This window comes from Streptomyces sp. NPDC104371 (genome assembly GCF_055583785.1).
The window spans coordinates 412,203-438,261 of record NZ_JBVJNF010000001.1 but is presented as its reverse complement, the minus strand read 5'-3'; the positions used below and the strand labels follow the sequence as shown (position 1 = coordinate 438,261).

Annotated in this window: 24 protein-coding genes; 14 read left to right on the top strand and 10 right to left on the bottom strand. The window is 70.6% G+C overall.

Translation table 11 applies throughout. From position 1 onward, the window contains the following. Positions 1 to 24: 24 nt before the first annotated feature. From ACZ60T_RS02060 to ACZ60T_RS02035, 6 genes are all read right to left on the bottom strand, one after another. Complete coding sequence (locus ACZ60T_RS02060) at positions 25 to 789, bottom strand: DNA alkylation repair protein (protein ID WP_469663647.1); 765 nt, start codon at positions 787 to 789, stop codon at positions 25 to 27. Positions 790 to 811: 22 nt separating this feature from the next. Continuing rightward, on the bottom strand, positions 812 to 1,405 hold the full coding sequence (locus ACZ60T_RS02055; protein ID WP_469663645.1) for an NADPH-dependent FMN reductase: 594 nt from the start codon (positions 1,403 to 1,405) through the stop codon (positions 812 to 814). Between the two features lie 34 nt (positions 1,406 to 1,439). Next, positions 1,440 to 2,069, bottom strand: a complete 630-nt coding sequence (locus ACZ60T_RS02050; protein ID WP_469663643.1) for a hypothetical protein — start codon at positions 2,067 to 2,069, stop codon at positions 1,440 to 1,442. Next, complete coding sequence (locus ACZ60T_RS02045; RefSeq protein ID WP_469663641.1) at positions 2,066 to 3,019, bottom strand: deoxyribonuclease; 954 nt, start codon at positions 3,017 to 3,019, stop codon at positions 2,066 to 2,068. The genes ACZ60T_RS02050 and ACZ60T_RS02045 overlap by 4 nt, the downstream gene beginning before the upstream one ends. Beyond that, positions 3,000 to 3,836 (bottom strand): sugar phosphate isomerase/epimerase family protein, encoded by an 837-nt coding sequence (locus ACZ60T_RS02040; protein ID WP_469663639.1) that lies wholly within the window; start codon positions 3,834 to 3,836, stop codon positions 3,000 to 3,002. The genes ACZ60T_RS02045 and ACZ60T_RS02040 overlap by 20 nt, the downstream gene beginning before the upstream one ends. An 87-nt stretch (positions 3,837 to 3,923) precedes the next feature. Next, complete coding sequence (locus ACZ60T_RS02035; protein WP_469663637.1) at positions 3,924 to 5,234, bottom strand: TrpB-like pyridoxal phosphate-dependent enzyme; 1,311 nt, start codon at positions 5,232 to 5,234, stop codon at positions 3,924 to 3,926. A 235-nt stretch (positions 5,235 to 5,469) separates the two neighbouring features. On the opposite strand from ACZ60T_RS02035, the gene ACZ60T_RS02030 reads away from it, so the two are divergent. The 14 genes from ACZ60T_RS02030 (at position 5,470) to ACZ60T_RS01965 (ending at position 22,739) form a co-directional block, all read left to right on the top strand. Further along, positions 5,470 to 7,581 carry a molybdopterin-containing oxidoreductase family protein gene (locus tag ACZ60T_RS02030; RefSeq protein WP_469663635.1) on the top strand — a complete coding sequence of 704 codons (2,112 nt, stop codon included), beginning with the start codon at positions 5,470 to 5,472 and terminating at the stop codon, positions 7,579 to 7,581. 79 nt (positions 7,582 to 7,660) lie between these two features. Further along, positions 7,661 to 8,845, top strand: coding sequence for an aminotransferase class V-fold PLP-dependent enzyme (locus tag ACZ60T_RS02025; RefSeq protein WP_469663633.1), 1,185 nt, complete (start codon positions 7,661 to 7,663; stop codon positions 8,843 to 8,845). After that, positions 8,842 to 9,915: an alcohol dehydrogenase catalytic domain-containing protein gene (locus ACZ60T_RS02020; protein ID WP_469663632.1), complete on the top strand. Its 1,074-nt coding sequence runs from the start codon at positions 8,842 to 8,844 to the stop codon at positions 9,913 to 9,915. The genes ACZ60T_RS02025 and ACZ60T_RS02020 overlap by 4 nt, the downstream gene beginning before the upstream one ends. Then, the gene (locus tag ACZ60T_RS02015; protein WP_469663630.1) at positions 9,915 to 11,156 is read left to right on the top strand and encodes a phenylacetate--CoA ligase family protein; all 1,242 of its coding nucleotides are present in this window, start codon (positions 9,915 to 9,917) and stop codon (positions 11,154 to 11,156) included. Before ACZ60T_RS02020 ends, ACZ60T_RS02015 begins: the two co-directional genes overlap by 1 nt. Continuing rightward, the gene (locus ACZ60T_RS02010) at positions 11,153 to 11,977 is read left to right on the top strand and encodes an NAD(P)-binding domain-containing protein (RefSeq protein WP_469663629.1); all 825 of its coding nucleotides are present in this window, start codon (positions 11,153 to 11,155) and stop codon (positions 11,975 to 11,977) included. Before ACZ60T_RS02015 ends, ACZ60T_RS02010 begins: the two co-directional genes overlap by 4 nt. Before the next feature lie 65 nt (positions 11,978 to 12,042). Next, positions 12,043 to 13,149, top strand: a complete 1,107-nt coding sequence (locus ACZ60T_RS02005; RefSeq protein WP_469663627.1) for a 2-deoxy-scyllo-inosose synthase — start codon at positions 12,043 to 12,045, stop codon at positions 13,147 to 13,149. 6 nt (positions 13,150 to 13,155) lie between these two features. Then, the gene (locus tag ACZ60T_RS02000) at positions 13,156 to 14,523 is read left to right on the top strand and encodes a phenylacetate--CoA ligase family protein (protein ID WP_469663626.1); all 1,368 of its coding nucleotides are present in this window, start codon (positions 13,156 to 13,158) and stop codon (positions 14,521 to 14,523) included. Continuing rightward, complete coding sequence (locus tag ACZ60T_RS01995) at positions 14,520 to 15,695, top strand: BtrH N-terminal domain-containing protein (protein WP_469663624.1); 1,176 nt, start codon at positions 14,520 to 14,522, stop codon at positions 15,693 to 15,695. The genes ACZ60T_RS02000 and ACZ60T_RS01995 overlap by 4 nt, the downstream gene beginning before the upstream one ends. A gap of 59 nt (positions 15,696 to 15,754) precedes the next feature. Continuing rightward, positions 15,755 to 17,275: a coproporphyrinogen-III oxidase family protein gene (locus ACZ60T_RS01990; RefSeq protein ID WP_469663623.1), complete on the top strand. Its 1,521-nt coding sequence runs from the start codon at positions 15,755 to 15,757 to the stop codon at positions 17,273 to 17,275. Beyond that, positions 17,268 to 18,014: a class I SAM-dependent methyltransferase gene (locus ACZ60T_RS01985; RefSeq protein ID WP_469663622.1), complete on the top strand. Its 747-nt coding sequence runs from the start codon at positions 17,268 to 17,270 to the stop codon at positions 18,012 to 18,014. The genes ACZ60T_RS01990 and ACZ60T_RS01985 overlap by 8 nt, the downstream gene beginning before the upstream one ends. A 26-nt stretch (positions 18,015 to 18,040) precedes the next feature. Further along, positions 18,041 to 18,994 carry a carbon-nitrogen hydrolase family protein gene (locus tag ACZ60T_RS01980; RefSeq protein WP_469663621.1) on the top strand — a complete coding sequence of 318 codons (954 nt, stop codon included), beginning with the start codon at positions 18,041 to 18,043 and terminating at the stop codon, positions 18,992 to 18,994. Between the two features lie 12 nt (positions 18,995 to 19,006). Beyond that, a complete protein-coding gene (locus tag ACZ60T_RS01975) occupies positions 19,007 to 19,642 on the top strand; it encodes a class I SAM-dependent methyltransferase (protein ID WP_469663619.1) in 636 nt (211 codons plus the stop codon). Then, complete coding sequence (locus ACZ60T_RS01970) at positions 19,639 to 21,975, top strand: MFS transporter (protein ID WP_469663617.1); 2,337 nt, start codon at positions 19,639 to 19,641, stop codon at positions 21,973 to 21,975. The genes ACZ60T_RS01975 and ACZ60T_RS01970 overlap by 4 nt, the downstream gene beginning before the upstream one ends. A gap of 155 nt (positions 21,976 to 22,130) precedes the next feature. Next, positions 22,131 to 22,739 carry a GyrI-like domain-containing protein gene (locus tag ACZ60T_RS01965; RefSeq protein ID WP_365631987.1) on the top strand — a complete coding sequence of 203 codons (609 nt, stop codon included), beginning with the start codon at positions 22,131 to 22,133 and terminating at the stop codon, positions 22,737 to 22,739. On the opposite strand, the gene ACZ60T_RS01960 is transcribed toward ACZ60T_RS01965, so the two are convergent. The 4 genes from ACZ60T_RS01960 to ACZ60T_RS01945 form a co-directional block, all read right to left on the bottom strand. After that, on the bottom strand, positions 22,714 to 23,589 hold the full coding sequence (locus ACZ60T_RS01960; RefSeq protein WP_469663615.1) for a helix-turn-helix domain-containing protein: 876 nt from the start codon (positions 23,587 to 23,589) through the stop codon (positions 22,714 to 22,716). The two genes, ACZ60T_RS01965 and ACZ60T_RS01960, sit on opposite strands and share 26 nt — an antisense overlap. A gap of 189 nt (positions 23,590 to 23,778) precedes the next feature. Further along, positions 23,779 to 24,216: an NUDIX hydrolase gene (locus tag ACZ60T_RS01955; protein ID WP_469663613.1), complete on the bottom strand. Its 438-nt coding sequence runs from the start codon at positions 24,214 to 24,216 to the stop codon at positions 23,779 to 23,781. Positions 24,217 to 24,420: 204 nt separating this feature from the next. After that, positions 24,421 to 25,755 (bottom strand): dicarboxylate/amino acid:cation symporter, encoded by a 1,335-nt coding sequence (locus ACZ60T_RS01950; RefSeq protein ID WP_469663611.1) that lies wholly within the window; start codon positions 25,753 to 25,755, stop codon positions 24,421 to 24,423. Between the two features lie 101 nt (positions 25,756 to 25,856). Then, entirely contained in the window at positions 25,857 to 25,985 is a 129-nt protein-coding gene (locus tag ACZ60T_RS01945) for a hypothetical protein (RefSeq protein ID WP_289738320.1), read from the bottom strand. Positions 25,986 to 26,059 lie beyond the last annotated feature (74 nt).

Below are 26,059 nucleotides of genomic sequence, written 5' to 3'. Positions count from 1 at the left end.
GTGTCAGGGCGGAGTGTGTCGGGGTCAGGCCGGGGTCGTCTCCCCGCGCCGGTAAGCGGTGAGGACCGCCTCGCGCTGCCCGTCGTCGAGATAGCGGACGGCCTCGCGCACCGTCACCCCCGAGGAGCGGCCGGCCCGTGGCAGGAGCCAGCCGTGGACCTCGGCGGGGTGCTTCTTGCTCGCCTGCCGCAGCACCCAGCCGAGGGCCTTGCGGACGAAGAAGCGCGGGTCCTCCAGAAGCGGGTCGCCGATCTCCGTGAAGACCGGCCAGTACGGTGCGAATCCCGCGTCGTCGCCGACGGGGAGGAGGAAGCCGAGGATGCCCGAGCGGCGGATCCACTGGTGTTCCTCGGCGGCCCAGCGGCGGTAGGTGTCCACCACGGCGGGCTCCCGCAGCAGCAGCCGTCCCGCGACGGATCCGGCGAGCAGATCGACGAGGGCCCAGGTACGGCTGTCGCGCAGCAACTCCTCCAGGAGCGCGGTGTCTTCGGGGCGCAGCACGGGAACGTGCCGTTCGAGCAGGATCGCGGCGGCGATGCGGGACTCGTGCACCTCCGGGGCCCACAGCGCGCGGGTGCACGCCACGAGTTGAGGGTGACCGAGGCGGCCGTTCGCGCGGACGCTGTCGGCCACCGCCTTGCGGATGACCGGCAGTCTGACCCCGTAGTGCAGCAGATCGCTCTTGAGGTACCGCTTGGCGCCCTCCGCGGTCTGCGGGTCACCGGCCGCGCGCAGGCGGGCCGTGAGCTGCTCCACCAACCGCGTCGTCTCCGTCGTCTCCGCGTCCACCGGTTCGTCCCTTCTGTCACCGTCACTCGCGCCTACCCTGCGGGTGGTCGGGGGCGACAGGCAAGGCCAACGCGCGGGCCGCACGGGTGAGTGCGTCGGCGAGCTGACTCAACCGCTCAGTGACCAGGGGGTCTTGGAACCGTCCGTCCAGGTGTGCGGAGCGCGCGTCGGGGATCGCGACCTGGTCGGGCAGCATCCAGCCGTGCAACCAACGCACCGAGGTACGAAGCTGGTTCAGGGCGTTGCTGTTGGACCGGCCCCCCAGCGCGCTGACACCCGCGAACACCTTCCCCCGGGCATGGGGGATGTCCAACAGGTCCAGGGCGTTCTTCAGCGCCCCGCTCATCCCCCCGTGGTACTCGGGGGTCGCCAGCACCACCGCGTGCGCCCGCGACACCGCACGCCGCAGTACGGCGACCGCCGGATACTCCGGCCAGGGAGCGGTCTTGTCCCCGTCACAGAACGGCAGTCGCAGCTCGGCCAGCCGGAGCACCTTGGTCCGGCAGCCGAGTTCGGCGGCGCGGGCGAGAACGACGTCCAGGGCGGCGCCACTTGTCGAGTTCTTGCGCGCGCTCGCGGCGATACCGAGGATGTGGACAGGTCGTTCCCCGGGCATCACGTCTCCCCGACGGCGCGCGGGCCCGCGGTCATCAGACCGTCTCCGGTCCGCAGGCGTGCGCGGGGGCCTCGTACACGATCTCCAGGACCAGGCCGGTCTCCTTGCTGTGCACATGGCCGTAGGTGTGGCCGAGTTCGTCCGCCGGGGTGTACGCGAGCTGCTCGATGTCCGGCCGTGCGGCGAGGAAGTCCAGTACGGCGGGCACCTGTTCCGGCCATTTCACCGACAGCGCGTGGTGGGACATCAGGGCCGACTTGCGCCGGACGCCGTACGTGGCCCACTCACCGCGGGCGCGGCAACTGAACAGCTCGTACTCATGGCCGTCCACGCGGAGGTTGATCCAGTGCCCGGGTGTGCCGTACCGGCGGGGAGCGATGTAGGAGGGGCCGTGGCGGACGTCGCTGGTCGCGCCGAACGCCTCCACGGATGCGAGCCAGTTGTCGAAGTCGTCCTCGCTCACGTAGTCGCCCGCGTACACGGCCACGTGGTGGACGCTGTCCACCTGGAGCGTCGAAGGGTCGGCGGACGTGCCGAGGAACTCCTTGAGGACCTGCTCGGGCGTACTGCGCCGGGCCTGCTCCAAGTGGTCCACGATGCGGTCCAGATAGGCCGGATGGTCGTCCTGCGGCGGCAGTACCGCCGGGGCGTCGAAGAGCGTCACGTGATCACTCCTGCCGGGCTGTCGCGAACGAGGGTTCGGCGGTGGGGCTCGGGGGATGCGGTGGATGCAGCGGATTCGGTGAAGTCGGTGGAGTCGGTCGGGAGTCGGAAGAACGTCGCCGCGTTCTCCCGGGCGACGCGGTCGAGGAGAGCCGGGTCGACACCGGCGAGCCGGAGCCGCAGAACCGTCTTCGCCAGGCCCAGGGGATCGGCCGAGCCGAAATGGAGACCGGAGTTCAGCATCAGCCGGTCGGGGCCGAACTCCTCCAGCAGCGGGAGGAGTTGCTGGTGATCGGTCTTGAGGCGGACCTGGAAGAGCCGGTCCGAGGCCGGGGACACGGCGATGCCGAGGCCGCCGCAGCCCAGTCCGGCGGCGACCGGCAGCATCGGCGGCGCGACATCCATCAGCGCCAGGCGCGCCGGATCGACCAGACCGTCGCCGATCGCCTGTCGCAGCACCTCCACCATGCGGTGGAACTCCGGTATCCCGGGCGGCAGTTCCACCATCACCGGCTTGCCCAAGGCGGTCGCCAGCTCCAACTGCTTCGCGAACACTGTCAGTTCGGCGTCCGAGAAGCGCCGGATCGACAACTCGCCCAGCGCCAGCACCCGAGGATCGTCCAAGCGGGCCGCGAGCCGGTCGACGCCGTCCATGGCGCTCGCCAGATCGGCCATGTCGGCGGCGTGCACCGACAGGCCGAGCCAGACACGCACCCCGTAGTGGGCCGCGCGCCGCGTCTCGGTGGTCAGCAGCCGCTCGAAGCGCGCCTCGTAGGACGCGCCGCACGGCCGGGTCTCGTTCGACGCCGAACAGGGGATCAGCACGGTGTCCACCCCGCTGAGCGCCATCAGTTCGTAGTCGTCGGCGTTGCGGCCGTCCGCGTGGATGTGGTGGTCGAAGACCCGGGTGGGCGGGCGGCCGATCGCCTCGTCAGGCGGCAGTTGCGGCATCGTACTGCTCCTGCAGATAGGCGATGCTGCGCTTGAGAGCGGCGTCGAAGTCGTCCGAGTGGTTGTACAACTCGACGCTGTAGTAGCCCTCGTAGCCCTGCTCGTGGCAGATCTCGAAGAACGCGCGGAAGTCGATGTCACCGTCGCCAGGGATCTCGTGATGGTGATGACGGCCCTTGATGTCCTCCACCTGGATCACCGAGGTCGCGCGCAACGAGCGGGCCACGGAGGCGAGATAGTCCTCCTCGACGACACGGCAGTGACCGAGGTCCTGGGCCAGCGTGAAGCGCGGGGTGGCGAAGTCGTCGATCAGCGCGACCGCTTGGTCGTTGGTCTCGACGAAGAAGCCCGGCTCCGGCTCCATGGCCAGCACGACCCCGTCGCAGTGCTCGATCAGCCGGGTCAGGCCCTCCCTGAGCCAGCGGTCCGCGTCCTGCTCGGACACCTCCGGCTTACGGATGCCGCTCGCGAAGTTGATCACAGGCACGCCGAGGTCGGCCGCGATGTCCAGGGCCCGCTTGACGAGGTCGATGCGCCGCTCACGGCCCTCCCGCGTGGGGTGGATCAGCGACGGCTCGAACCGTTCGGCGCTCAGCAGGTTGTCGGCCCCGGCCGCCAGACAGCAGGCGACGATGCCGTAGCGCTCCAGGGCCGACGACACCCGGTCCGCGTCGGCCGGACCGAAGGTGAAGGGGTCGATGTGCTGGGGGTGCAGGGACAGTTCGATCGCCTGGTAGCCGGCGTCCGCGACGGCGCGCACCGCCTCGGTGACGGGGACACTGCGCAACCCGTTGGCGTTGTAGCTCGTCTTCAGCACGGTGGTTCCTCCGGTTCGACTCGGATGGGCAGTTGAGCCCTGATCGGTCAGTCGTGACCTTGCTCGGGCCGCCTTGCGCAAGGCGCTTCACACACCCTGGAGCGGGAAGGCGTCCAGGTATCCCTCGATGTCGAGCAGACCGTGCCCGCTCACACACACCACGATCACGGCCGGTCGGCGGGCGGCCGAGGCCTCGTCGATGGCCGCGCGCAGAGCGTGACACGACTCCGGTGCCGGCAGGAAGCCCTCCAGCCGCAGCACGAGCCGTCCGGTCTCGAAGATCTCGCGCTCCTCGTAGGCGACCGCGTCCAGCCAGCCCGCGGCGCGCAGCACGCCCACGGCCGTCGACCCGCTGTGCTGGCGCAGCCCTCCCACATGCGTCTCGGGCAACTCGTAGTCCAGGCCGAGGGTGTACGACTTCGACAGCGGCGTCATCCGGCCCGGATCCGCGTGATCGTAGCGCCAGGTCCCCTTGGTCAGCCGGGGCGCGGCGGCCGACTCCGCGCCGATCAGCCGCAGTCCGTCGCCGCGCGCCCGCTTCTGTTCCAGGAACGGCGCCATCAGCCCCATGAGGTTGCTGCCGCCGCCCACCGCGGCGACCAGGACGTCCGGCTCCTCGCCGAGAGCGGTGAGCTGCGCGCGGGTCTCCTGGCCGATCACCGTCTGGTGCATCAGCACATGCGGGAGGTTGCTGCCGGACACATAGCGCACCTCCGGATGCTCGGCCGCGTACGAGATGGCCTCGCCGATGGCCGTGCCGAGGGAACCGGAGGCGTGCCGACCCGACTCGAGTACCGCCCGGCCCACGGCCGTCACCGCGCTCGGGGACTCGTGCACCCGCGCGCCCAGCATGGACAGCACGGCACGCCTACTGGTCTTCTGCCGGGCCGACACCCCGGCCCAGAAGACGATGCTCTCCAGGCCGAACATCCGCGCGGCGTACTGGACCGCGTGGCCCCACTGCCCGGCTCCCGTCTCGGTGACCAGGGTGCGTACGCCCTCACGGGAGGCGAAGTAGGCTTGCGCGATCGCCGAGTTCAGCTTGAAGCTCCCGGTGGGGAGCTGGTCCTCGCGCTTGAGGTAGATCCGCGCCGGAGTACCGAGATGCCGCTCCAGGGCCCGCGCCCGCGTCAGCCGCGTCGGGCGCCCGATCTCCGCGTACCGGCGGCGCACCTCCTCGGGCACGGGCAGCAGCGCCGCCTCGGAGCGCTCCTGCTCCTGCACGGCCCGCAGCCGGATCCGTGTCATCAACTCCAGCGCGGAGCCGCCCTCGGCGTCCTGTGGGGGCGGCAACTCCTCGGGCAGGTACCTGGTGAAGTTGAGCCAGGCGGTGGGCACTTGGACGGCACCGTCCGGCGCGGGGCACGAGGTGCTGGACTCATCGGTCGATACGGACATACGCCTCGCCTCGTCGCTGGGGCTGGGTGGCCTACGCCCTAGCAGCCTCCGGAGTGGGTTGCCGCCTCACAAGGCGGCACAGGGCTTCGTGCCGAGGGGCATCAACGCGGCCGTGAGCGGTCTCGCCGGGCGTTGACCTTCTCGGGCAACCCACCGCCCGATCCTCCGGCCCCGCCGAACTCCCGTGGTCTGCTGGGGCTCCGGTTCGCTCCAGGGAGGGGACGGCGAGGCGACGATGACCACGCGTGAGGTGCCCACGGTCTGCCGGATGTGCCACGGGGGGTGCGGTGCGCTCGTGACGGTCGAGGGCGAGCGGGCCGTGTCGATCAAGGGCCACCCCGGCAACCCCAACAACGCCGGGTTCCTGTGCGCCAAGGGCCGGGCCTCCATCGAGCACGCCTACCACCCCGACCGGCTGAGGCAGCCGTTGCGCCGCACCGGCCCGCGCGGCAGCGGGAGTTACCGGCCGATCGGCTGGGACGAGGCGCTCGACGAGGTCGCCGAGCGCCTGGCCGCGGCACGCGAGCGGGACGGCGCCGAGTCGGTCGTCTTCGCCCAGGGCACCGACCGCAACTACCAGGAATGGCTGTTCCGTTTCGCCAACGCCTTCGGCTCGCCCAACGTGCTGGGCCCGGCGCACGTCTGCTTCTACCCCCGGGTCATGGCCGGCATCCTGACCCTGGGCGGATTCACGTTCTGCGACTACGAGCACGATCCCGAGGTCGTCGTCGTATGGGGCAGCAACAAGGCCGCCACGCACGGCGACGGCGTCATCGGCACCCGCCTGCTGTCGGCCGTCTCACGCGGCACCCGGCTCATCGTCATCGACCCGCACCGCACGGGGCTCGCCGCCCGCGCCGACTGCTGGCTCCCGCTGCGCCCCGGCACGGATGCCGCCCTCGCCCTCGGACTGCTGCACGTCGTCATCGCGGAAGGCCTGCTCGACAAGGAGTTCATCGAGCGACACACCACCGGCTTCGAACAGTTGAGGGACCACGTCCGCGACTGGGACCCACGGCGGGTGGCCGCCGTCACGGGCGTGCCCGCCCGACTGATCGTCCGCGCCGCCCGCCTCTACGGCACCGCCGGGTCGGCCGCCGTCGAACTGGGCACCGGCACCGCGCAGCACGCCAGTTCCTTCGACACCGCCCGCGCCGCCATCCTGCTGTCGGCGCTGTGCGGGAACATCGACCGGCCGGGCGGAGACGTGCTCTGGGACCCCCAGGGGATCATCGGCCGCCGGACCATGCCGATGAGCGAGGCGCTGCCCGCCGACCAGGCCGCCAAGCGACTCGGCGCCGACCGGCACCGCGTGCTCTCCATGTCGGGCTGGGCCCACCCCTCCGCCGTATGGCGGTCGGTGTTGGACGAGAACCCCTACCCGGTCCGCACCATGGCGGTCTTCGGCAGCAACCTCCTGGTGGCCTACCCCGACTCCGACCGGGTGCGCCGGGTGCTCGGCGCCCTGGACTTCCTGTGTGTCACCGACCTCTTCCTCACCCCGACCGCCGCGCTCGCCGACATCGTGCTCCCCGCCAGCGGCTGGCTGGAGCGCGACCAGATCGTGGAGCACGCCAACTACGTGGCCGCCCGGCGCGCGGTGACCTCGGTGGGGGAGTCCCGGTCGGACGAGGAGATCCTCAACGACCTCGCGGGCCGCCTCGGTCTGGAAGGCTTCTGGGACAGCGCCCGTACGGCGCTCGACGCCCGGCTGGCCCCGGCCGGTACCACCTGGCGCGAGCTGGCCGACGGCTACTACCGGCCCACCGAACTGCGCCACTTCAAGTACCGGGAGCGCGGATTCGCCACCCGCAGCGGACGCGTCGCCCTCTACCACGAAGGCCTGCTCCGCATGGGCTACGAGCCACTGCCCGTGTACGAGCCACCGATCCGGCAGCCCCGCCCAGGGGAACACCTTCTGACGAGCCGTCACTCGCGCTTCTACTTCAACTCCGAGTTCCGCAACGTGCCGTCCCTGCGTGCCAAGGAGCCCCACCCCCGCCTGGAGATCCATCCCGGCACGGCGGCGGCCGAAGGTGTCGAGGACGGCGACTGGGCGGTGTTGGAGGCGCGCGGACACCAGGCGCTGTTCCGGGTGCGGGTCACCGACGAGGTGCGCCCCGGCGTGCTGTGCGCCGCCGCCTCGTGGTGGTACCCCGAGCTGCCGCCCGACCGCTCCTGGCGGATCTCCAACGTCAACCGGCTGCTGCGCGACGGCGACGAGAACCCGGCGATGGGCTCGTCCACCCTGCGCGGCGTCCCCTGCACCGTGCGGCGCGCCCCCGACGACCTGGTCGCCGCCTGCCTCGACACCGCCCGCGCCGAGTGGGCCGACGAACTGGCCTGAACGACCGGCCCGCCCCGCACCAGGAGTACCGGAACACGCGGCAGTACTGGAGTACCGGAGCACCAGGAGGGATGACCACATGGCAGCGGCGACACCAGCGGGCCCGTCGTGGGCGGACGGGGTGAGCGACCACCAAGTCCGCGACGAGATCCGGCAGTTGTGCGCGGACGACCACGACTACGCGGACGGCACCGTCTTCAACTCCATCTGCTCCGAGCCGTTCTCGCTCGCCCGGGAGGTCTTCGCCGAGCACTTCAGCGCCAACATGGGCGACCACCGGATCTTCCCGAGCCTGCCCCGCGTCACGACGCTCGTCACCCGCATGCTCGGCGATCTGCTGGGCGCGCCCGACGCGGGCGGGGTGCCCACCTCCGGGGCCACCGAAGCCAATCTGCTCGCCGTACTGGCCGCCGTCCGCGACGCCCGCGGCCCCGGACGGCCCCGCGTCCTCCTGGCCCGCAACGCCCACTTCTCCTTCGAGAAGATCCTCGCGACGCTGCCGGTCGAACCTGTCTGGGTCGACCTGGACGCCCGCTTCCGCGCCGACACCGCCGTCTTCCGCGCCGCCCTCGCCACCCGGCCCGCGCTCGCCGTCCTCACCTCCGGAACCAGCGAGTGCGGCGCGGTGGACGACATCGAGACCCTCGCCCCCTACGCCGCCTCGGTCGGCGTCCCCCTCCACGTCGACGGAGCGAGCGGCGGGTTCCTGGTGCCGTTCGCCCGCGAACTGGGCCACCCGATCTCCGGCACCGGCTTCGAGATCGAGGGTGTGGAGTCGGTCTCGGTGGACCCGCACAAGTACGGCGGAGCACCGATTCCCTCCGGATACCTGCTCGTTCGCGACCCGGCCCGGCTGGAGGCGCTCCGCTCGCCCTCCCACTACCGGGGCGCCGCCGACCACTTCGGGCTCCTCGGCACCCGTTCCGGCGCCGCGCTGCTGGCCACCTACGCCGTGCTGCGACAGCAGGGCCGGGCCGGATACCGGGCGGCGGCCCGCGAGATCTTCCGCCTCCGCTCGGTGACCCTGGACCTGCTCGAACGGGCCGGACTCCGGGTGGCGTTCGCACCCGACCTCATGGTCGTCGGCGTCTCCTGCCCTGACCCGACCGCCGTCCAGCGGGAGATGGAACGCCGAGGGCTGATCGTCTCGGTCTCCCGGCGCTTCGGGTTCGTCCGCCTGGTGATCCAACTGCACCAGACCGACGACCAGTTGGCGGTCCTCGTGGACCACCTCGCCGAAGCGGTCAAGGAGACGTCCGCATGACCGACCTCGTCATCACCGCCCCCGGTCGGCTGGAGGTACGTGAGGCCGCCGCGGCCCGCCCCGGCGGACCGGACGACGTGGTCGTCCAGGTGGACCGGGTGACCCTGTGCGGCAGCGACTACGGGCTCTTCGACGGCGGGTACGGCGGACCCAGCAGCTACCCCCTGCGCTTCGGGCACGAGTGGGCCGGTCACGTCATCGACGCCGGGCCCGCCGCCACCGAGCTGCTCGGCCGCGCCGTGACCGGCGACTGCTCCCTGTGGTGCGGCCGGTGCCCGCAGTGCCGTACCGACCGCAACCGGTGCGCGCACATCGAGAAGTTCGGGCTGACCGTCGACGGGTTCTCCGTCCTGCGGCGCACCGTCGACCGGCGCTATCTGTACCCGGACGACCACGGCCTGCGCCCCGCCACCCTCGCGATGACCGAGTTCTTCGCGGTCGTCCATCACGCGCTGTCGACCGCGCGCCGGGCGGCTCAGGGCGCCGAAGTCCTGGTCGTCGGCGGGGGAGCGCTGGGCCTGGCGGCCCAACTGCTGCTCACCCGCGCGTTCGGCGCCACCCGCGTGCGTCTGCTCGAACGCGACCCGGTCAAACGACGCATCGTACGCGGCCTGTTGGAGCCCGAGACCGAACTGGGCACACCACCGGACCCCGAGGAGATCGAGGCCGTCCGCGGATACCGCACGATGGCCCGGCACGCACGGTATCCCCTCGTCCTGGAGTGCTCCGGTACGGCGGACGGCGTCAACTGCGCGCTGGCGCAGGCGAGTCTGGGCGGCACCGTGCTCTGGCTCGGCCTGGCGCGGCGCGGCATGCTCCGCCCCGATCTCGTCGTCGCCAAGGGACTGACGGTCACCGGATCCATCGGCGGCACGGGCGACTTCCCCGAGGCGATGCGCTTCCTCGCCGCACACGAGGAACGCGCCTCGGCCCTCATCACCGACCGCTTCCCCGCAGAGAAGGCCCAAGTCGCCCTGGCGGCAGGCCCCGAGGAACGCGCGGCACGCGTCAAGGCCCAACTCTGCTTCTCGGACGACGCGGACGCCTCCCCGGACGCGGAGGCCCGCTGATGAGGACCGCGACGGAACAGACCCTGGACAGGCTCGGCGCGCAACTTGAGTACGCGCTGTCCCGATCCCCCTACTACCGGCGGGCCTGGCGCGCCCACCGCGCCTCCGCACTCGGTGATCTCGCGGACCTGCGTACCCTGCCCTTCACCACCACCGACCAGATCGACGCGGCGGGCCCGCTCGGGCTCAGCGCGGTGCCCCCGGCCCGCATCGCGCGCTACGCCGAGTCCCGAGACGTACGCGGCCGTACCCTCGGCGCCGCGGCCACCGCCGCCGACCTCGAGCGCGCCTCGGCTGCCATGGAGGAGGCGCTGCGCGCCCATGTCAGCCCGGACGACCTGGCGTTCGTCGCCGTGCCGTACGAACTGTCCGGCGGCGCCCATGACATGGACCGCGCGCTGTCGGCCCTCGGCGCGGGCGTGGTCGGGGTGGGCGCGCTGTCCGCCGTGTGCCCACCGGCCCGGACGGTCGCCCTCATGGCCCGGATGCACCCGAGCGTGCTCGTCGCCACCCCCGACCGCGCGGCCCGTACCCACCACGAACTGGCGGTCGCGGGACACGATCCGCGCACGGTCGGCCCGCGCACCCTGCTGCATGTCGGCGGCGCCTGCGCACCGGCCAGAGCGGCCAAGGTCGCGGCGCTGTGGGGGACTTCGACCGTCTGGGCCTACGGCTCGACGCTCACCCCGGCGGCCGGACTGCCCTGCGCCCTGGGCGGCCTCCACCTCAACGACGCCCAGTACCTCGCCGAGGTCGTCGACCCCGACGGAGCCGACCCCGTACCCGACGGACACCCCGGCGAGCTGGTGCTGACCACCCTGACCGCCGAGGCCACCCCGCTGCTGCGGTGGCGCACCGGAGACCTGGTCCGGAGCACGCGCTGCGGCTGCGACGACCTCCGGCCGAGCCTCGAACAGCACGGCCGTGTCGAGGACCGATGGCGGTCACCGACCGGCCGCGCCCTGACCGCCGTCGAGCTGGAACAGGCGGCCCTGACCGTGGCGGGAACCGGCCTGTACTGCGTGACCGGCACTGTTGACGGGCAGCCGACCGCACGGATCGACACGACAGCACGGCTCGACGCGACCGCGCCGGACGTCTGCCACGAGGTCGCCGAAGCCCTGCGCCAACTCACGGGCGCCGCCTGGCAGGTGACGGCGGCCGACCGCCGGACCTTCCTGGACGCCACCGTACGGGCGGGCCGCCGACGCCTCGACCTACGCGATCTGGAGGCCGAATGAACCACCCCGTACGCTCGGTCGGCGTACTCGGCTCGGGACGGCTCGGCAGCGCCCTTGCCGCACGGCTCACCGGCCGACTGACCCTCGCCGTCAGCGACCGTGACCCGGCCGCCGCCCAGACCCTCGCCCGCCGCCTCGGCGTACCGGCCGTGGCCCCGGCGGAGCTTGCCGCCCGCTGCGAGGCCGTCCTGGTGTGCGTGCCACCCCCCGTCGTCGCCGACGCCATCGCCTCCTGCCGGGCCCACGCCGTGACCGCCGCGCCGACGACCGTGTTCGTGAACCTCGCCACCTCCGTACCCACCGCACAGCTTCGCGACGACCCCCGGCTCCGGGACCTGACCGTCGTCGCGCTCAAGCCCGTCTGCCAGTACACGGCCGTCGCCCACGGCGTACCCACCGTCTTCGTCACCCCGGACGCGGGCCAACTTCCGCTGCTGCGCGCCCTCGTCGGCGACCTGGGCACCGTACTCCTCGTCGACGAGAAGACGGAGAACACGATCGGGACGATCAACCGGATCGCCACCAAGGCGGCCCTGCACGCCTGTTCGGCCCTCCGCGAGGAGCTGGCCGAACTCGGCGCCGACCCCGCCCTGGTCGCCGCCGCCGTCACCAACGTCTTCGCCGGAACCGCCGTGGACTTCCCGCCGGATCCCGCCAACCCCTACACCGCGGCGCTGCTGCGCGAGTTGGCCGCCACCGGCAACGAACTCGCCTCCGGCAACGGATCCGTCACCGGCAACGGACCCGACACCCGCATCAACTCCACGGCGACGTCCGCCCGTTCCGTTGGCGGTGCCGTCCATCCCGCCGCCCGCCCGTAGTCCCGGGTCACGCGCCCGGCCAATCTGACCTCCTGGGGCACCAGACGACGAGAAGGGAACGGCACGTGGCACGCGTACCGCTCATCGAACTGACCACGGGGCTCAGGCCGGCCAGCCCCTATCACCTCGGCGACGGCATCACCGACCTGCTCCCGGACCACCTCGCCCGGCATGACTTCGACGAGCTGTTCCTGGTGTGCGGCGAGGGCATTCGCGACCTCCTCGCGAAGCCGCTGGCCCGGCGGCTGAGCGACGCGCAGCTCCCGGTCACCGTCCTCACCGTCCCCGAGAGCGAGGGCAACAAGAGCTGGACGCGGCTGACGGAGCTGTGCGAACGGCTGGTGCACGCGGGCGCCACCAAGCAGTCCATCATCCTGGCCCTCGGCGGTGGCATGGTCAGCAACCTCACCGGCCTCGCGGCCGGGCTGCTGTACCGCGGGGTGCGCTACGTCGACATCCCGACGACCCTGCTCAGCCTCACCGACGGCACGCTCAGCAACAAGCAGGCCATCAACGGGCGAGGCGGCAAGAACCAGTTCGGGCTCTACCACGCCCCGCTGTTCGTCTGGGCGGACGTCGCCCACCTGCGCACCGAGCGGCCGGTCAACCACAAGAGCGGCCTGGTCGAGGCCGTCAAGAACGGACTCATCGACGACAGCGCCTGGTTCGACCGGCTCGCCGCACAGCTCACCCCCGATCTGGCAGCCGTCCACGACGACCTGCTCGGCGTCTGCCACCAGATCGTCGAGTCCAAGCTGCGCATCCTCGCCACCGACCCGAGCGAGCGCGAGCGGGCCGTGATCCTCGAATACGGGCACACCGTCGGCCACGCCACGGAGTTCCTGTGCGGCGACCTCCCGCACGGCGTCGCCGTCGGCATCGGCATGTGCCTTGCCGCGCGCGTCGGCATGCGCCTCGGCATCACCCCGCCCGAGGTCCTGGAGAAGCAGGAATGGGTGCTCGGCGAACGGCTCGGACTGCCCACCCGCATCCCGCCGAACTGCACACCCGACCAGATCCTCACCGTCATCCGCACCGACAACAAGCGCCGCTCCAGCGAGGAGACCCAGCTGATCCTCCTCGACGCCATCGGCCGCGTGCACGACTCGGACGGCACCTTCGAGACACCCGTACCGGAGTCCGTACTCAAGATCGTGCTCCAGGAGAGCTGAGGTCCCATGGCCATCCTCCACCCCACCCCGCCCGCGGCGACCCCACCGCCCACGGGCCCGGCGCGCGAACGCTACTGCGCCGTACGCGAGCAGGCACTCGCCGAACTGCACGCCTTCGAAGCGCTCGGCAGCGCACGGGTACGCGCCTGGCAACTGGACCGGCTGAGCGAGCAGGTGGCGTACGCCCGCCGCGAATCCCCGTTCTACCGGCGCCAGTTCGCCGAGGCCGCGCTGCCCGACGGCAGCGACGGCGAGAAGCTGCTCGCCGCCCTGCCCTTCACCACCAAGAAGGACCTGCGCGAGGGCTATCCGCTGGACCTGATCGCGGCACCCCTGACCAGCCTCGCCCGCTACGGCGAGTCCACCGGCTCCACCGGCTCGCCCACCTCCTCCGCCATCACCTACCGGGACTGGGTGCGTGGCAACGTCTCCACCGAACAGTCCGTCGGACACCACTACGGCCCCGGCGACACCGTCTTCGTCGCCATCCCGTACGAACTGTCCTTCGCCGCCTACGACGTGGACCGCGCGCTCGAAACGGTGGGCGCCACCGTCGTCGGTGTCGGCATCCTGTCCGCCGTCTGCCCCATCGAACGCACCGCCCGCATGATCGCCGCGCTGCGCCCGGCGGGCATCGTCTGCTCCCCGACCCGCGCGCTGCGCCTGTTCGACCTGCTCACCGAGATGGGGCACGACCCGGCCGCCCTCGGCGTCCGTACCGTCCTGTACGTCGGAGAGACTTGCTCCCCGGCGAAGCTGGCGAAGATCGCGCGGATGTGGCAGGCCGAGCTGGTCCCGGCGTACGGCACCACGGAGACCAACTCCCTCGCGCTGAGCTGCGGGCACGGCAGGGCCCATCTGACCGAGGACCGGCACCTGTTCGAGGTGCTCGACCCGCTCACCGCCGCCCCGCTCGCCGACGGCACCACCGGCGAGCTGGTCGTGACCACGCTCGTCGCCGAGGCCATGCCGTTGCTGCGCTACCGCACGGGCGACCTCGTGTCGATCGCGCCCGGACCCTGCCCCTGCGGCAGCGTCCGGCGCACCGTACGCCACCACGGCCGGGCGAGTGACCGGCTCCTCGTGGACGGGCGGCCCATCGACCGCCTGGACCTGGAGGAGGCGGTCCTCTCGGTGCCCGGCACCGGCTTGTACTACGCCGCCGGGATGCGGGACGAGCGCTTGCACATCCGCGTGGAGTGCGCGGGCCGTGCGGCCCAGCAGGTGTGCACCGACATCGCCGACGGCGTCGAGGCCCGCTTCGGGGCCGCCGCCACGGTGACGGAGGTGGACCGCGCGACGGTCGGCCGTGCCATGGACCGGATGCTCAAGCCCGGCAACCTCACCCTGGAAGACCTGGAGGCGGTCCGATGAGCGGCCCTCTGCCCGCACCCCGGCCCGTCGGCCCCCTGGTCGCCGACCACGGGGAGTACGGCGGCGAGCACTGCGAGACCTCGTCGCTGCGCAAGCAACTGCTGGTGCACGGCGTCGACTTGAGCGAACCACTGCTGTTCGGCCTCGGCGGCGGCATCGGCTTCTGGTACCAACCGTCCGCCCCCGGCGGCCTGTTCCGCAGCATGACCTCCACCCGCAACGGCCCCTTCCCGGTGTTCATCACCCGACTGGCCCGCGCGCTCGGCCTCGTTCTCACCGTCCACCGCACCGACGCCCCCGACCAGGCACTGGACGAACTGCGCCGCGAACTCGCCGCGGGCCGCCCCGTGATCTGCTACGTCGACCTCTTCCACCTCCCGTACTTCCAGGCGAGCAGGCACTTCGGCGGACATGCGGTCGTGGTGTACGCGCTGGACGAGGAGACCGGCACCGCGTGGATCTCCGACCGCTGCCCGCGCCCCATGCCCGTCCCGCTCGACGCGCTGGCGACCGCGCGCGGCTCCACCCACCAGCCGTTCCCGCCCGCGCACGCCCGGCTGTCGGCCGACTGGTCCACCGCCCGGCTGCCCGACACGGACGGCTTCCGCGGCGCCGTACGCGCCTGCCACGCCGCACTGGTCGGCAGCACCCTGCCCAACGAGGGACTGGCCGGTCTGGAGGCGTTCGGCGCCGAACTCACCCGGGAGATCCGCACCGCCCCCGCCGAGCGCGTCATGGACCGACTCACCGCCGCGCACATCGACTTCGAGTTCGCCGGGACCGGCGGCAGCGGATTCCGCAACCTCTACCGCGCCTTCCTCGCCGAGGCCGACCCCTGGCTGTCCGGCGACGCGCACACCGCCGCCCTGACCGCCGTCGACCGGTCCCGGGCCGCCTGGGAGTGCCTGGACGAACTGCTGCTGCCCGACACCGGCGAGGCGGGCAAGGAACTGCGCCACACCTACCAGGACCGCGAGGACGCCCTGCGCTCAGGAGAGCCCGACCGGCTGGAACACGCCGCCGGACTGACCGCACGACTGCCCGACCTGCGCGCCGCCGCGGCCGGTGAACTCGACGCCCACCGCGACCGGTTGGCCGAACACACCGCGGCCGCCTTCCGTCGCCTGCTGCGCGCGGAACGCGCCCTGGCCGACGCGCTCGGCCGCATCTGACCGCCCCCGACCACCGCACCCCGTCGCTCCACCCGCCCCACCACAAGGAGAGGGCACCGATGACCGAAGCGAAGAGCGCCGCCCCCGCGGCCAAGGAGACCATCACCCGCAACTTCCTGGACACCCCGAGCTTCTGGCGCGAATACCCGGACCGCGACATCGAGTTCGTCCGCTGGTACCCCTGCAACATCACACCGCTGACCTCGGACCAGATCTTCTCCAGCATCGAGACACATCCCCGGACCGTCTCGTTCTATCTGCACATCCCGTTCTGCAACCAGGTGTGCACCAGTTGCCCGTACAACAAGCTGCACACCCGCAACACCCTCGTCACCGACTACCTCGAGGCCCTCAAGGCCGAGATCCTGCTCTACTCCAAACTCGGCTACCTCGACGGCGTGAAGTTCTCCTCCGGCTACCTCGGCGGCGGCACCCCCACCACCCTGCGCGCCGAGCAACTCGACGACCTCCTCGGCTTCCTGCGCCGCCACCTGGAGTTCACCGACGACTACACCGTCACCATCGAGAGCACCCCGGTCGACATCGACCAACGTAAGATCGACGTCCTGCTCCGGCACGGCGTGAACCGCGTGAGCATGGGCGTCCAGACCTTCCACGACCCCCTGCTGCGCTACCTCGGCCGGGCCAGGGCCCACACCGGTGACTCCGCGCTGCGCACGATCGAACTCCTCGACCGCAACGGCATGGAGAACATCTGCATCGACTTCATGATCGGCATCCCGGGTCAGACCCCGGAGCTGTGGGCGCAGGACATCGCCACCCTCACCAGCATCCCGGTGACCTCGTTCTCCGTGTACAACTACGCGGTCCTGCCCGGCTCCGAGGCCTTCTTCGCGGTGCAGAGCGGCATCACGCCGCCCTGCCCGAGCACGAAGGAGGCGGACGCCATGTACCACTACATGCATGAGGAGTTGCTCTCCAAGAACTACCTCGCGCTGACCTACAACGACTTCGCCGAACCCATGAAGCCCGAGTGGGCGGCGAAGGGCGCCCAGACCTTCCCGATCCTGCCCGACGGCTCCAAGCCCTACCAGGGCCTGAAGGCCGAGACCCTCTCGCTCACCGACCACCTCGCCCAGGTGTGGGGACGCTGCGGCGACATGGTGGCCATCGGCTCCGGCGCCTACGGCTACCTCAACAACCACCTGTACTGCACCGAACCGGACATCGGCCGCTACATCGAGACGGTCCGCTCCGGCCGGCTGCCCGCTGTCATGGGCTCCTACACCGACGAGCACGAACGCCGCTGCCGCACCCTCGTCCTCGGCCTCAAGCTGCTGCGCGTCAGCCGCGCCGAGTACCGCGCCCGCCACGGCGTCGACCCGTACGAGTACTTCACGGAGAAGATCGACGACCTCGTCGGCAAGGGGCTGCTGGAGGTCACCGAGGACGCGCTCCAGGTCACGTACCCCAAGGGCTGGCACTACATCGACAACATCTCCAAGACGTTCTACTCCGAGGCCAACCAGCGGCTGCCCCAGCCGACGTCGGCCAGCACCGAGATCCTCAACTGGCAGGTCAGGCCCGAGTCCGGAAGGCGGATGCTGAACATTGTCTGAGCAGCCCACGCGCATCTTCGACCTCGCCGAACGCGTCTCCGTACCGGACCCGTTCACCGAGATCGAGCAGTGCCGCGAATTCGACCGCACCATGCGGACCCAGCTCATCATCCCGATGCAGCACCTGATGAAGCTCCTCACACCTCATGTCTCCCAGGCGGCCGAGGTGTTGGAGGTCGGCTGCGGCCCCGGTCTCGTCTCCCTGCGCCTTGCCGCCCTGCACAGGCAGGCCGAGTTCGTCGCAGTCGACGCCAACGACCGGTTCCTCGAAGTCGCCCGCGAGAACGCGATCTTCGCCAACCTGGTCAGCTACGGCGGCCGCTTCACCTGCGACTACGCCCACAGCAACCATCTGCCCTTCGACGACGACTCCTTCGACGTCGTCTTCAGCTTCTGCGCCGTACCCCGATGGCGGCGTCCGGAGAAGACCATCGCCGAGTGCGCCCGTGTCTGCCGCCCCGGCGGCACCGTCGTGATCTATGACCTGGCGCGCGACGCCGACGAGGGCATGATCTCCTTCGTCCTCCAGTACTCGGCAGGCGAGGCCGACCAGTTCATGCGGTCGCTGCGCAGCGGCTACACCGTCCCCGAGATGCGGGAACTGCTCACCGGCCTCGGCCTCGGCGACTGGTCCGTCGCCCGCGAAGGCATCAACCTCGTCGTCTCCTCCGTCCCGCTCGGCGTCAACTACGCCGTCGGCGACCCCGGGATCTACGAGGACATCTTCACCGAGCGGTGACCGCCCGACCGGAGACAGGAGTACCCATGCAACCCACCCGCCATCCCCGGGTCGCCCTGCTGCAGACCCGGTGGCGCGAGGACCCCGAGGAGAACCTCCGGCAGGCCACCGACATGCTGGAGTCCCTTCAGGAGGGCACCCATCTCGCCGTCCTCCCCGAGTTCTTCCTCGGACCCCCGTTCTACTTCCCCGGCCGCCAGCATCTCCAGGGCGTCGTCGACCACCCGATCCCCGACCCCGTCTTCGACCGCCTCGGCGCCATCGCCCGGCGCAAGGGCTGCTGGATCATCTGCGGCTCCGTCATCGAGCGCACCGACGACGGCACGTACTACAACACCGCCGTCGTCCTCGACGACACCGGCGCGATCGTGGCCAAGGTACGCAAAGTCCACCTGTTCTCCGCCGAGTTCGTCGCCCTGCGCGCCGGAGAGGAGGCCGTCGTCCTCGACACCCCCTTCGGCCGGCTCGGCATCTGCGTCTGCTCCGACTTCTGGATCCAGGAGATGCCGCGGCTGCTCGCCCTCAAGGGCGCCGAGATCATCGCCGTACCGGCGGCGGCCCTGCGCAACAACCTCCCGGCCACCAAGCCGTGCGTGCTGTCGACCGCCGTGCTGAACGCGGCCGATGTGCTGTACGTCGGCAGCATCGGCAAGGTCAGCGGCGAACGCGGCGGACGCACCGTCACCATCGACCTCGCCGGACACAGCACCGTCGCCACCCCGGAGGGGATCACCGCCGAACTGGACGAGGAGGAGGCCGTCCTCTACGCCGACCTCGACCTCGAACGGCTCCGGCAGTTGCGGGAGATCGACTTCAGCTTCCAGAAGACCCTCTACTTCGGCCTCCACGGCCGCCGCCCGGAACTCTACGAACGGCTGCTCAAGCACGCCGACGGCGTGAGCGACCTCGGGCCCGTGCTCGGCGACTACTTCCGCCGACGTCTGAAGGAGACCTTCGAGTCCTCGTCCGCTCGCGAGTGAGAGGAGAGTGCCGTGCAGTTGCTCGGGACCACCAGCATCGACTGGAACAGGACGTACGAGACAGGGCAGTTCACCCACTTCTGGGAGATCAGCAACCCCTCCCAGGAACTGGTCGGCTTCCTGACCTCCCGTCCGCCGGGAGATGGCCGTACCGCCGTCGACCTCGGCTGCGGCACCGGCAGTGATGTCATCGAACTGGCCCGGCAGGGCTATCGGGCGACCGGCTTCGACCTCAGCCCGTGCGCGGTCGAGATCGCGACCGGCCGGGCCGCCGAGCAGGACGTCACCGCCGCGTTCCAGGTCGCCGACGTGCTGACGCTGCCCCTCGTGGACGGCAGCGTCGACCTGGTCGTGGACCGCGGCTGCTTCCACCACCTGGGCGACGACGACCGCGCACGGTACGCGGCCGAGGTGGGCCGCGTCCTCAAGCCGGGCGGCGAACTGTTCCTGCGCGGCGTACGGTTCACGACCTTCCCGTTCAAAGCGGTGACCGCGGAGGCGATGCACGCCTTCTTCACCCCGGCCGGTCTCGTGGTGGACCGGATCGTCCCCGCGGTCCTCAGCACCGACTCCACCTCGCTGGAGAAGAACGTCTGCCTGCTGCACAAGGCCGCGCCCGCGAACGCCCCGGAAGGGACCCGGGGATGACGGCGGCCCGGGGTGAACGCAACCCCTGGCAGATCCTCGGTGTGCTGACCATCGGGCTGTTCATGACGCTGCTCGACCTGACCGTCGTGAACATCGCCTTCCCCAGCATCATCACCGACCTCGGCGCGACGCTTGACGAGGGTCTGTGGACCTTCAGCGCCTACACCCTCGCCTTCGCCACCTTGCTGATCGTCGGCGGACGGCTCGGCGACTGGTTCGGCCCACGGCGCGTCTACCTCGCGGGCCTCGCCCTCTTCGTGGCCGCGTCGATGGTCTGCGGCGTCGCCGACGACGCGACGGTGCTGATCGCCGCCCGCGCCGTACAGGGACTGGGCGGAGCCCTCGTGGCCCCCCAGTTGCTGCCGGTCACGGCGGCGGTCTTCCCGCCCTCCAAATGGGGCGCCGCGTTCGGCGTGTCCGCGGCCCTGTCCGGACTCGCCATCCTCGCCGGACCCACCCTCGGCGGACTCATCGTCACCTATCTGAGCTGGCGCTGGATCTTCTACATCAACCTGCCCCTCGGACTGCTCACGCTCTTCCTCGTCGCACGGATCGTGCCCGACCTCCGGCCGGGCCGCCGCCGGTCGTTCGGCCTCGGCTCGACCGCGCTGCTCATCGCCGGGCTCGGCGCCTTCAGCTTCGCCCTCATCGAGGGGGAGCGCCTGGAGTGGTCCCCGCTGGTGTGGACGCTGCTCGCCGTCGGCGTGCTGCTGGCCGCGCTCTTCGCCCTCGTGCAGCGGCGCGGCCAGAACGGGAGCGCGCTGGTCCCGTTCGCGTTGTTTCGCAGTAGGAACTTCGCCATGATGAGCGGGGTCATCGCGATCATCGGCTTCGGGATGCTGGGCACCTTCCTCCCGCTGACCATCTACCTCCAGTCCATCCTCCACATGAGCCCCCTGCGGGCCGGGCTGACCATCGCCGCGATGCCGCTCACCTCGACCCTGGTGGCCGGTGGCGTGGGCAAGCTCGCCGACCGGTACGGCGGCCGGAACTTCCTGGTCGGCGGGTTGCTGCTGTTCACCACCGGGGTGGTCCTGCTCGCCGCCGTCAGCACCCCCGACGCGACGACCTGGCGGCTGATCGGCCCGCTCGCCCTCGTCGGCCTCGGCACGGGCATGGTCTTCGCCCCGCTCTTCGCGGTGGCCTTCGCCGACCTGGACCCGCAGCTCTCCGGCGCCGCGTCGGGCGTCATCAACACCGCGCAGGAACTCGGCGGTCTGATCGCGACGGCTGTCGTCGGCGCGATCCTTCAGGCCCGGCTGGTGGCAGGCATGCGCCACTGGGTCGACCAGCAGGCGCTGGCCCTGCCGGAAGCGGGCCGCGAGCGCTTCAGAGCCGCGTTCGACCCCCTGACGAGCGGGGCCGTCGACGTGACCACGAGCGGCCCGGCCGCGATCCCGAAGGGCACCGACCCCGACCAGGTACGGGCCACGATGTCCGCCTTCGCCGACGCGTTCGTCTCGGCGATGCGCGAGAGCTACGCGGCCCCGGCCGCCGTCCTCCTCCTCGGCGTCGTCGTCGCCCTGTTCAGCCGCCGCACACCGGCCCTCGCCGCCTCGGCAACCCCGGCCGCCGGGCCGCCCGGCGACCGACCCCACGAACCTCACGAGAGGACAGCCATGCCGGAACAGCACACCGCCGCGAGCGCCGAAGGGACCACGATCATCGGTCTCTACCAGGTCCAGAAGGGCAAGGAGGACCAGGTGCGGGAGGCGATCGCCCGGCACTGGCCGGTGCTCGCCCGCCACGGTCTGGTCACCGGCGCCCCCGCGAAGATCTACCAGGGCGAGTGGGGCGAGGGCACCTACTTCCTGGAGATCGCCACCTGGACCAGCGACGAGGCGCTCCACTCCGCCTTCTCGATCCCGGAGATCACCGCCATCTGGCAGGAGATCAAGGACCTCACCGTGGACCGCAACGGCCGCGACGGCGTGGAGTACCCCGCCGTGACCCGCCTGCCGGCCTTCGACTCGATCACCCCCGAGCCGTACGACGGCCCGGTCGCCACAGGTGTCGCCATCCACCAGATCCGGTCCGACAAGCTCGAGGCGATGCGCGAGCTGCTGGCACGGGAGTGGAACGTCCTGCTGGCCGAGGGGTTCATCCCGCGCCACCGGCCGCAGGCGTACCTCGGCAAGGACAAGCACGGCCCGTTCTCGATCTCCATCGTCGACTGGTACGAGCCGTCCGGCCCCGGCAAGGCCTTCATGAACGAAGCGGTCAACGGGCTGTGGCGTGAGGTCCAGGCGAACACGACGGGCCGAGCGGGACGGCCCGCCAGCGAATACCTGTGGGCCGAGGAGATCACCGCGGACAAGGGCACCGCAAAGTGAGGTGAGTGCGGCAGAGCGTAGCTGCGTCCCGCGCTCCGCCGCACCCCTCGAAAACTTGTGGCGAAAGGTGTGTTGGGCAGTTCTCGTGGCAGACGGGCCGCCGGTCTGCAAGGGTGGAGCCGTTCCCGGTCCGGCTCTTACGAGGATTGGCGCTCATGCCCAGCACAGCGAAGAAGATCGATTACAAGCGTGAACTCAAGACGCTGTACTCCGCCCGTAGACAACCCGCTCTCATCGATGTTCCGCCACTGGACTATTTGGTGATCGAAGGCGCCGGAGGGCCGTACTGCGAGGAATACCGGGACGCCGTCGCCGCCCTCTTCGCCGTCTCCTACAAGGCCAAGTTCCTGGCGCGGGATCTCGCGGGAGTCGATTTCGGCGTGATGCCGCTGGAGACGCTGTGGCACACGGACGGGGAGAGCACGGGAAAGGGCTCCTGGCGCTGGTCCGCCATGATCATGCAGCCGGAACCGGTCGACAAGGACATCCTCAACCGGGCCCTGGAAGCCGTCCTGGCGAAGAAGGAACGCCCCGCCGCCGTCGACACCGCGGTCTATCAGCGGCTGGACGAGGGGAGAGCGGCGCAGCTCCTGTATGTGGGCCCCTACGAGGAGGAGGACCCGGTGATCGACGGGCTGCACGCCTTCATCGAGGACAGCGGCGCGAAGCCCGACGGTGTGCACCACGAGATCTATCTCAACAGCCCCGACCGCACGGCCCCCGAGAAGCTGAAGACGGTCATCCGCCAGCCTGTTCAGCTCTGACCGGCCTCCGCAGCGGTATCCCCACCTGGGCGATCACTCGCGGGCTGTCCTTGGCCGGGCGCTGGTCGAGATAGGCGACGAAGGGCAGCGCGGCGGTCGGCTCCGCCAGGCCGCCCATCACCGCGGCGACGGCGAGGTGCATATAGCTGAAGGGGAGGAACTCCAGCGGGCCGGCGTGCCGCGCCAGCAACAGCCGCTGCTCCTTGACGACTTGGACGCCGATGCCGTCGTCCGGCTTGGCGCCGTCCGCCATCGTGACGCCCACGTCGTAGCGCATCGACTCGCCGAGGAATCTTCCCGGATCGTCGTAGCACAGGAGCACATGGCGGGCGGCTCCCTCGCTGTCGCCCTGCCGCGCGGACCACCGACTCACCTTGCGCCAGACCGAGTTGACGTCGCCGAGCAGGCCGAAGTGCCGGTAGAAGGCGATGGTCTGTGCGCCCTGGGTGACCGTGTCCAACCCTTCACAACACAAGCCGTACGAGGGCCAGGGGCTCTCCGGCCGAACGGACCGCGTGCTCGCCGGACAGCTTCCATAGGCTTCCCGGAACGCCCTGCTGAACGCGGCGGCCGAGCCGTAACCCGCCGCCAGCGCGATGTCGATCACCGGTTCCGCGGTGAAGACCAGCCGATACGCCGCCAGTTGCAGCCGCAGCCGACGGACGAATCGCAACAGCGGCTTTCCCGTGGCATCACGGAATATACGGCGGAAGTGGTGGGGCGCGGTGTTCGTTTCACGGGCCAATGACTCGATATCGATATGCGCCCAGCCGTCCCGTACCCACGCGGACACATACCGGACGGCATGCATGATGCGCTCGTCATTGCGCGCGATGGTGTCGTGCCGCATGCGTTTCCCCCGCTTCTCCCTCAAGGGAGCTGCCCCGCCGCTTCAGGAATCTCGCCCGCACCTCATGCATCGATCTACGGTGAGATCTTCAACACCATCATATTCACCATGCATTCGTATACTGCCCCCTTTTGGCTTGCGCCCGATCGGGTGAATAGCTCGCTCATTTGTGCGGTCACGGGAAAGGGCTCAAGAAGCGATGAGGCCGTTGTTCCTCAGCAGGGGCAGTACCTGATCCCGCACCGCCGGAGCCAGCCGTACGTCCGCCTCGGCGCCCGTGATCCACCGCATCCGCGCCAGCTCGGCCGCGGGCCGGGGCTCCTCGTCGATGCTCGCCTCGAAGACCGTCATCCTCATGGGCACGCCCTCCAGGGCCGCCACCGCTTCCACCTCGGCGAGGAACCGCGGCTCCAGCGGGCGTACCCCCAGCTCCTCGTCCAGCTCCCGGGCCAGCGCCCGCAGCGGCTCCTCGCCCGCCTCGGGCTTGCCGCCGGGCAGATAGAACACCTCGGGAGCGGCCTGCTTGCTCACCACCAGAAGGCGCCCCTCCTGGACGATCGCGGCGGCCACGACCACCAACGGCTCCGCTCCGTCCAGGCCTGCGGGAACGGTCACGGTCTGCTTCATGGGGAACTCCTTACGCACACAACCCCCGGCTGCGCCCGGGGAGGGCAACGTATCGCCGGACCCGCGGGCGCCCGGCAGCGGGGTGTCCTCGCAGGTCATGGCGGCGTCTCGGCATGCATGGTGACAGCACTCCGCCCTGCCGGGCAGAGACCGGCAGGGCGGAGGGTGGGGGGATCCGTGGGGGGTCCGGGGAGGTGACGAGGGTCAGGCCGCCGCGGTGACGGGCTGCGGCTCGTCGTAGACGCTCTCGATCTCGTCGACCGGGGACGCCGACGCGTTGTCGTACTTCGCGCGGTCGAGGATGTTCTCCCGCGCGGAGACGAGGACCGGGATGAGGGCCTGGCCCGCGACGTTGGTCGCGGTACGCATCATGTCCAGGATCGGGTCGATCGCCAGCAGCAGGCCCACGCCCTCCATCGGCAGGCCGAGGGTGGACAGGGTGAGGGTCAGCATGACCGTCGCGCCCGTCAGACCGGCGGTGGCCGCCGAGCCGATCACCGAGACGAAGGCGATCAGCAGGTACTCCTTGATCCCGAGCTGGACGTCGAAGATCTGGGCCACGAAGATCGCGGAGATGGCCGGGTAGATCGCGGCGCAGCCGTCCATCTTGGTCGTCGCGCCGAACGGCACGGCGAAGGAGGCGTACTCCTTCGGGACCCCGAGGTGGATCGCCGACTGCTGGGTGACCGGCATGGTGCCGACCGAGGAGCGGGAGACGAAGGCGAGCTGGATGGCGGGCCAGGCGCCCTTGAAGAACTGCACCGGGTTGAGCTTGCCGGCGAAGGCGAGCAGCAGCGGGTAGACGCCGAACAGGACCAGGGCGCAGCCGATGTAGATGTCGGCGGTGAAGGTCGCGTAGTTGCCGAGCAGGTCCCAGCCGTACTGCACGATGGCGCGGCCGATGAGTCCGGCGGAGCCGATCGGGGCGAGCAGGATCACCCACCACAGGGCCTTCTGCAGCAGCTCCAGGACGGACTCGGAGAGGGTGAGGATCGGCTGGGCCTTCGGGCCGATCTTGAGGATCGCGATACCGGCGACGACCGCCATGAAGACGATCTGGAGGACGTTCAGCTCGGTGAACGGCGTCACGACATCGGTCGGGATGATCCCCGTGAGGAAGTCGAGCCAGCTACCGGCGTGTTCGGGCTTGGCGCCGTCGGCCGGGGTGAGGGAGGAGCCGGAGCCCGGGTTGGAGACCAGACCGATGACGAGGCCGATGACGACCGCGATCAGCGAGGTGATCATGAACCAGAGCAGGGTCCGCCCGGCCAGGCGAGCCGCGTTGTTGACCTTCCGCAGGTTGGTGATGGACACCAGGATCGCGAAGAAGACCAGGGGGGCCACGGCCAGCTTCAGCAGCTGGATGAAGATGCCGCCGACCTTGTCGAGGGTGGTGGCGAGCCAGGAGGCGTCGTAGGTACGGGCGACATAGCCGAGCACCAGGCCGACGACGAGGCCGAGCAGGACCTGGGCCCAGAAGGGGACGGGTATCCGGAAGCCTGACTTCGCGGGCTTCGGATCAGCGGTGTTCGTGGACACGGACACACTCCAGTAGGGACGCGCGGGGAAGAGCTGAGCGGGACATACGGGAGCGGCGACCGTGGGAGGTCAACGGCGCCGCTGCATCGAGGAGTTCGCGATCAGACGCAACAAGCCGCGGACATGCAGCGGCAGAGATCGACATGCAGCCGCTCCACGAGCAGAACGCTCGTGATGGTGCGGCCGACACCACGCGGGGCGTCGAGGCGGCACACGGCTGCTGTCTTCATGACGGAGATACTAACACTTCTGCTTTGAGAACATCAAAGCCGTTCTTTGAGCCGGTCCGCGGGGGCCAGGTGTT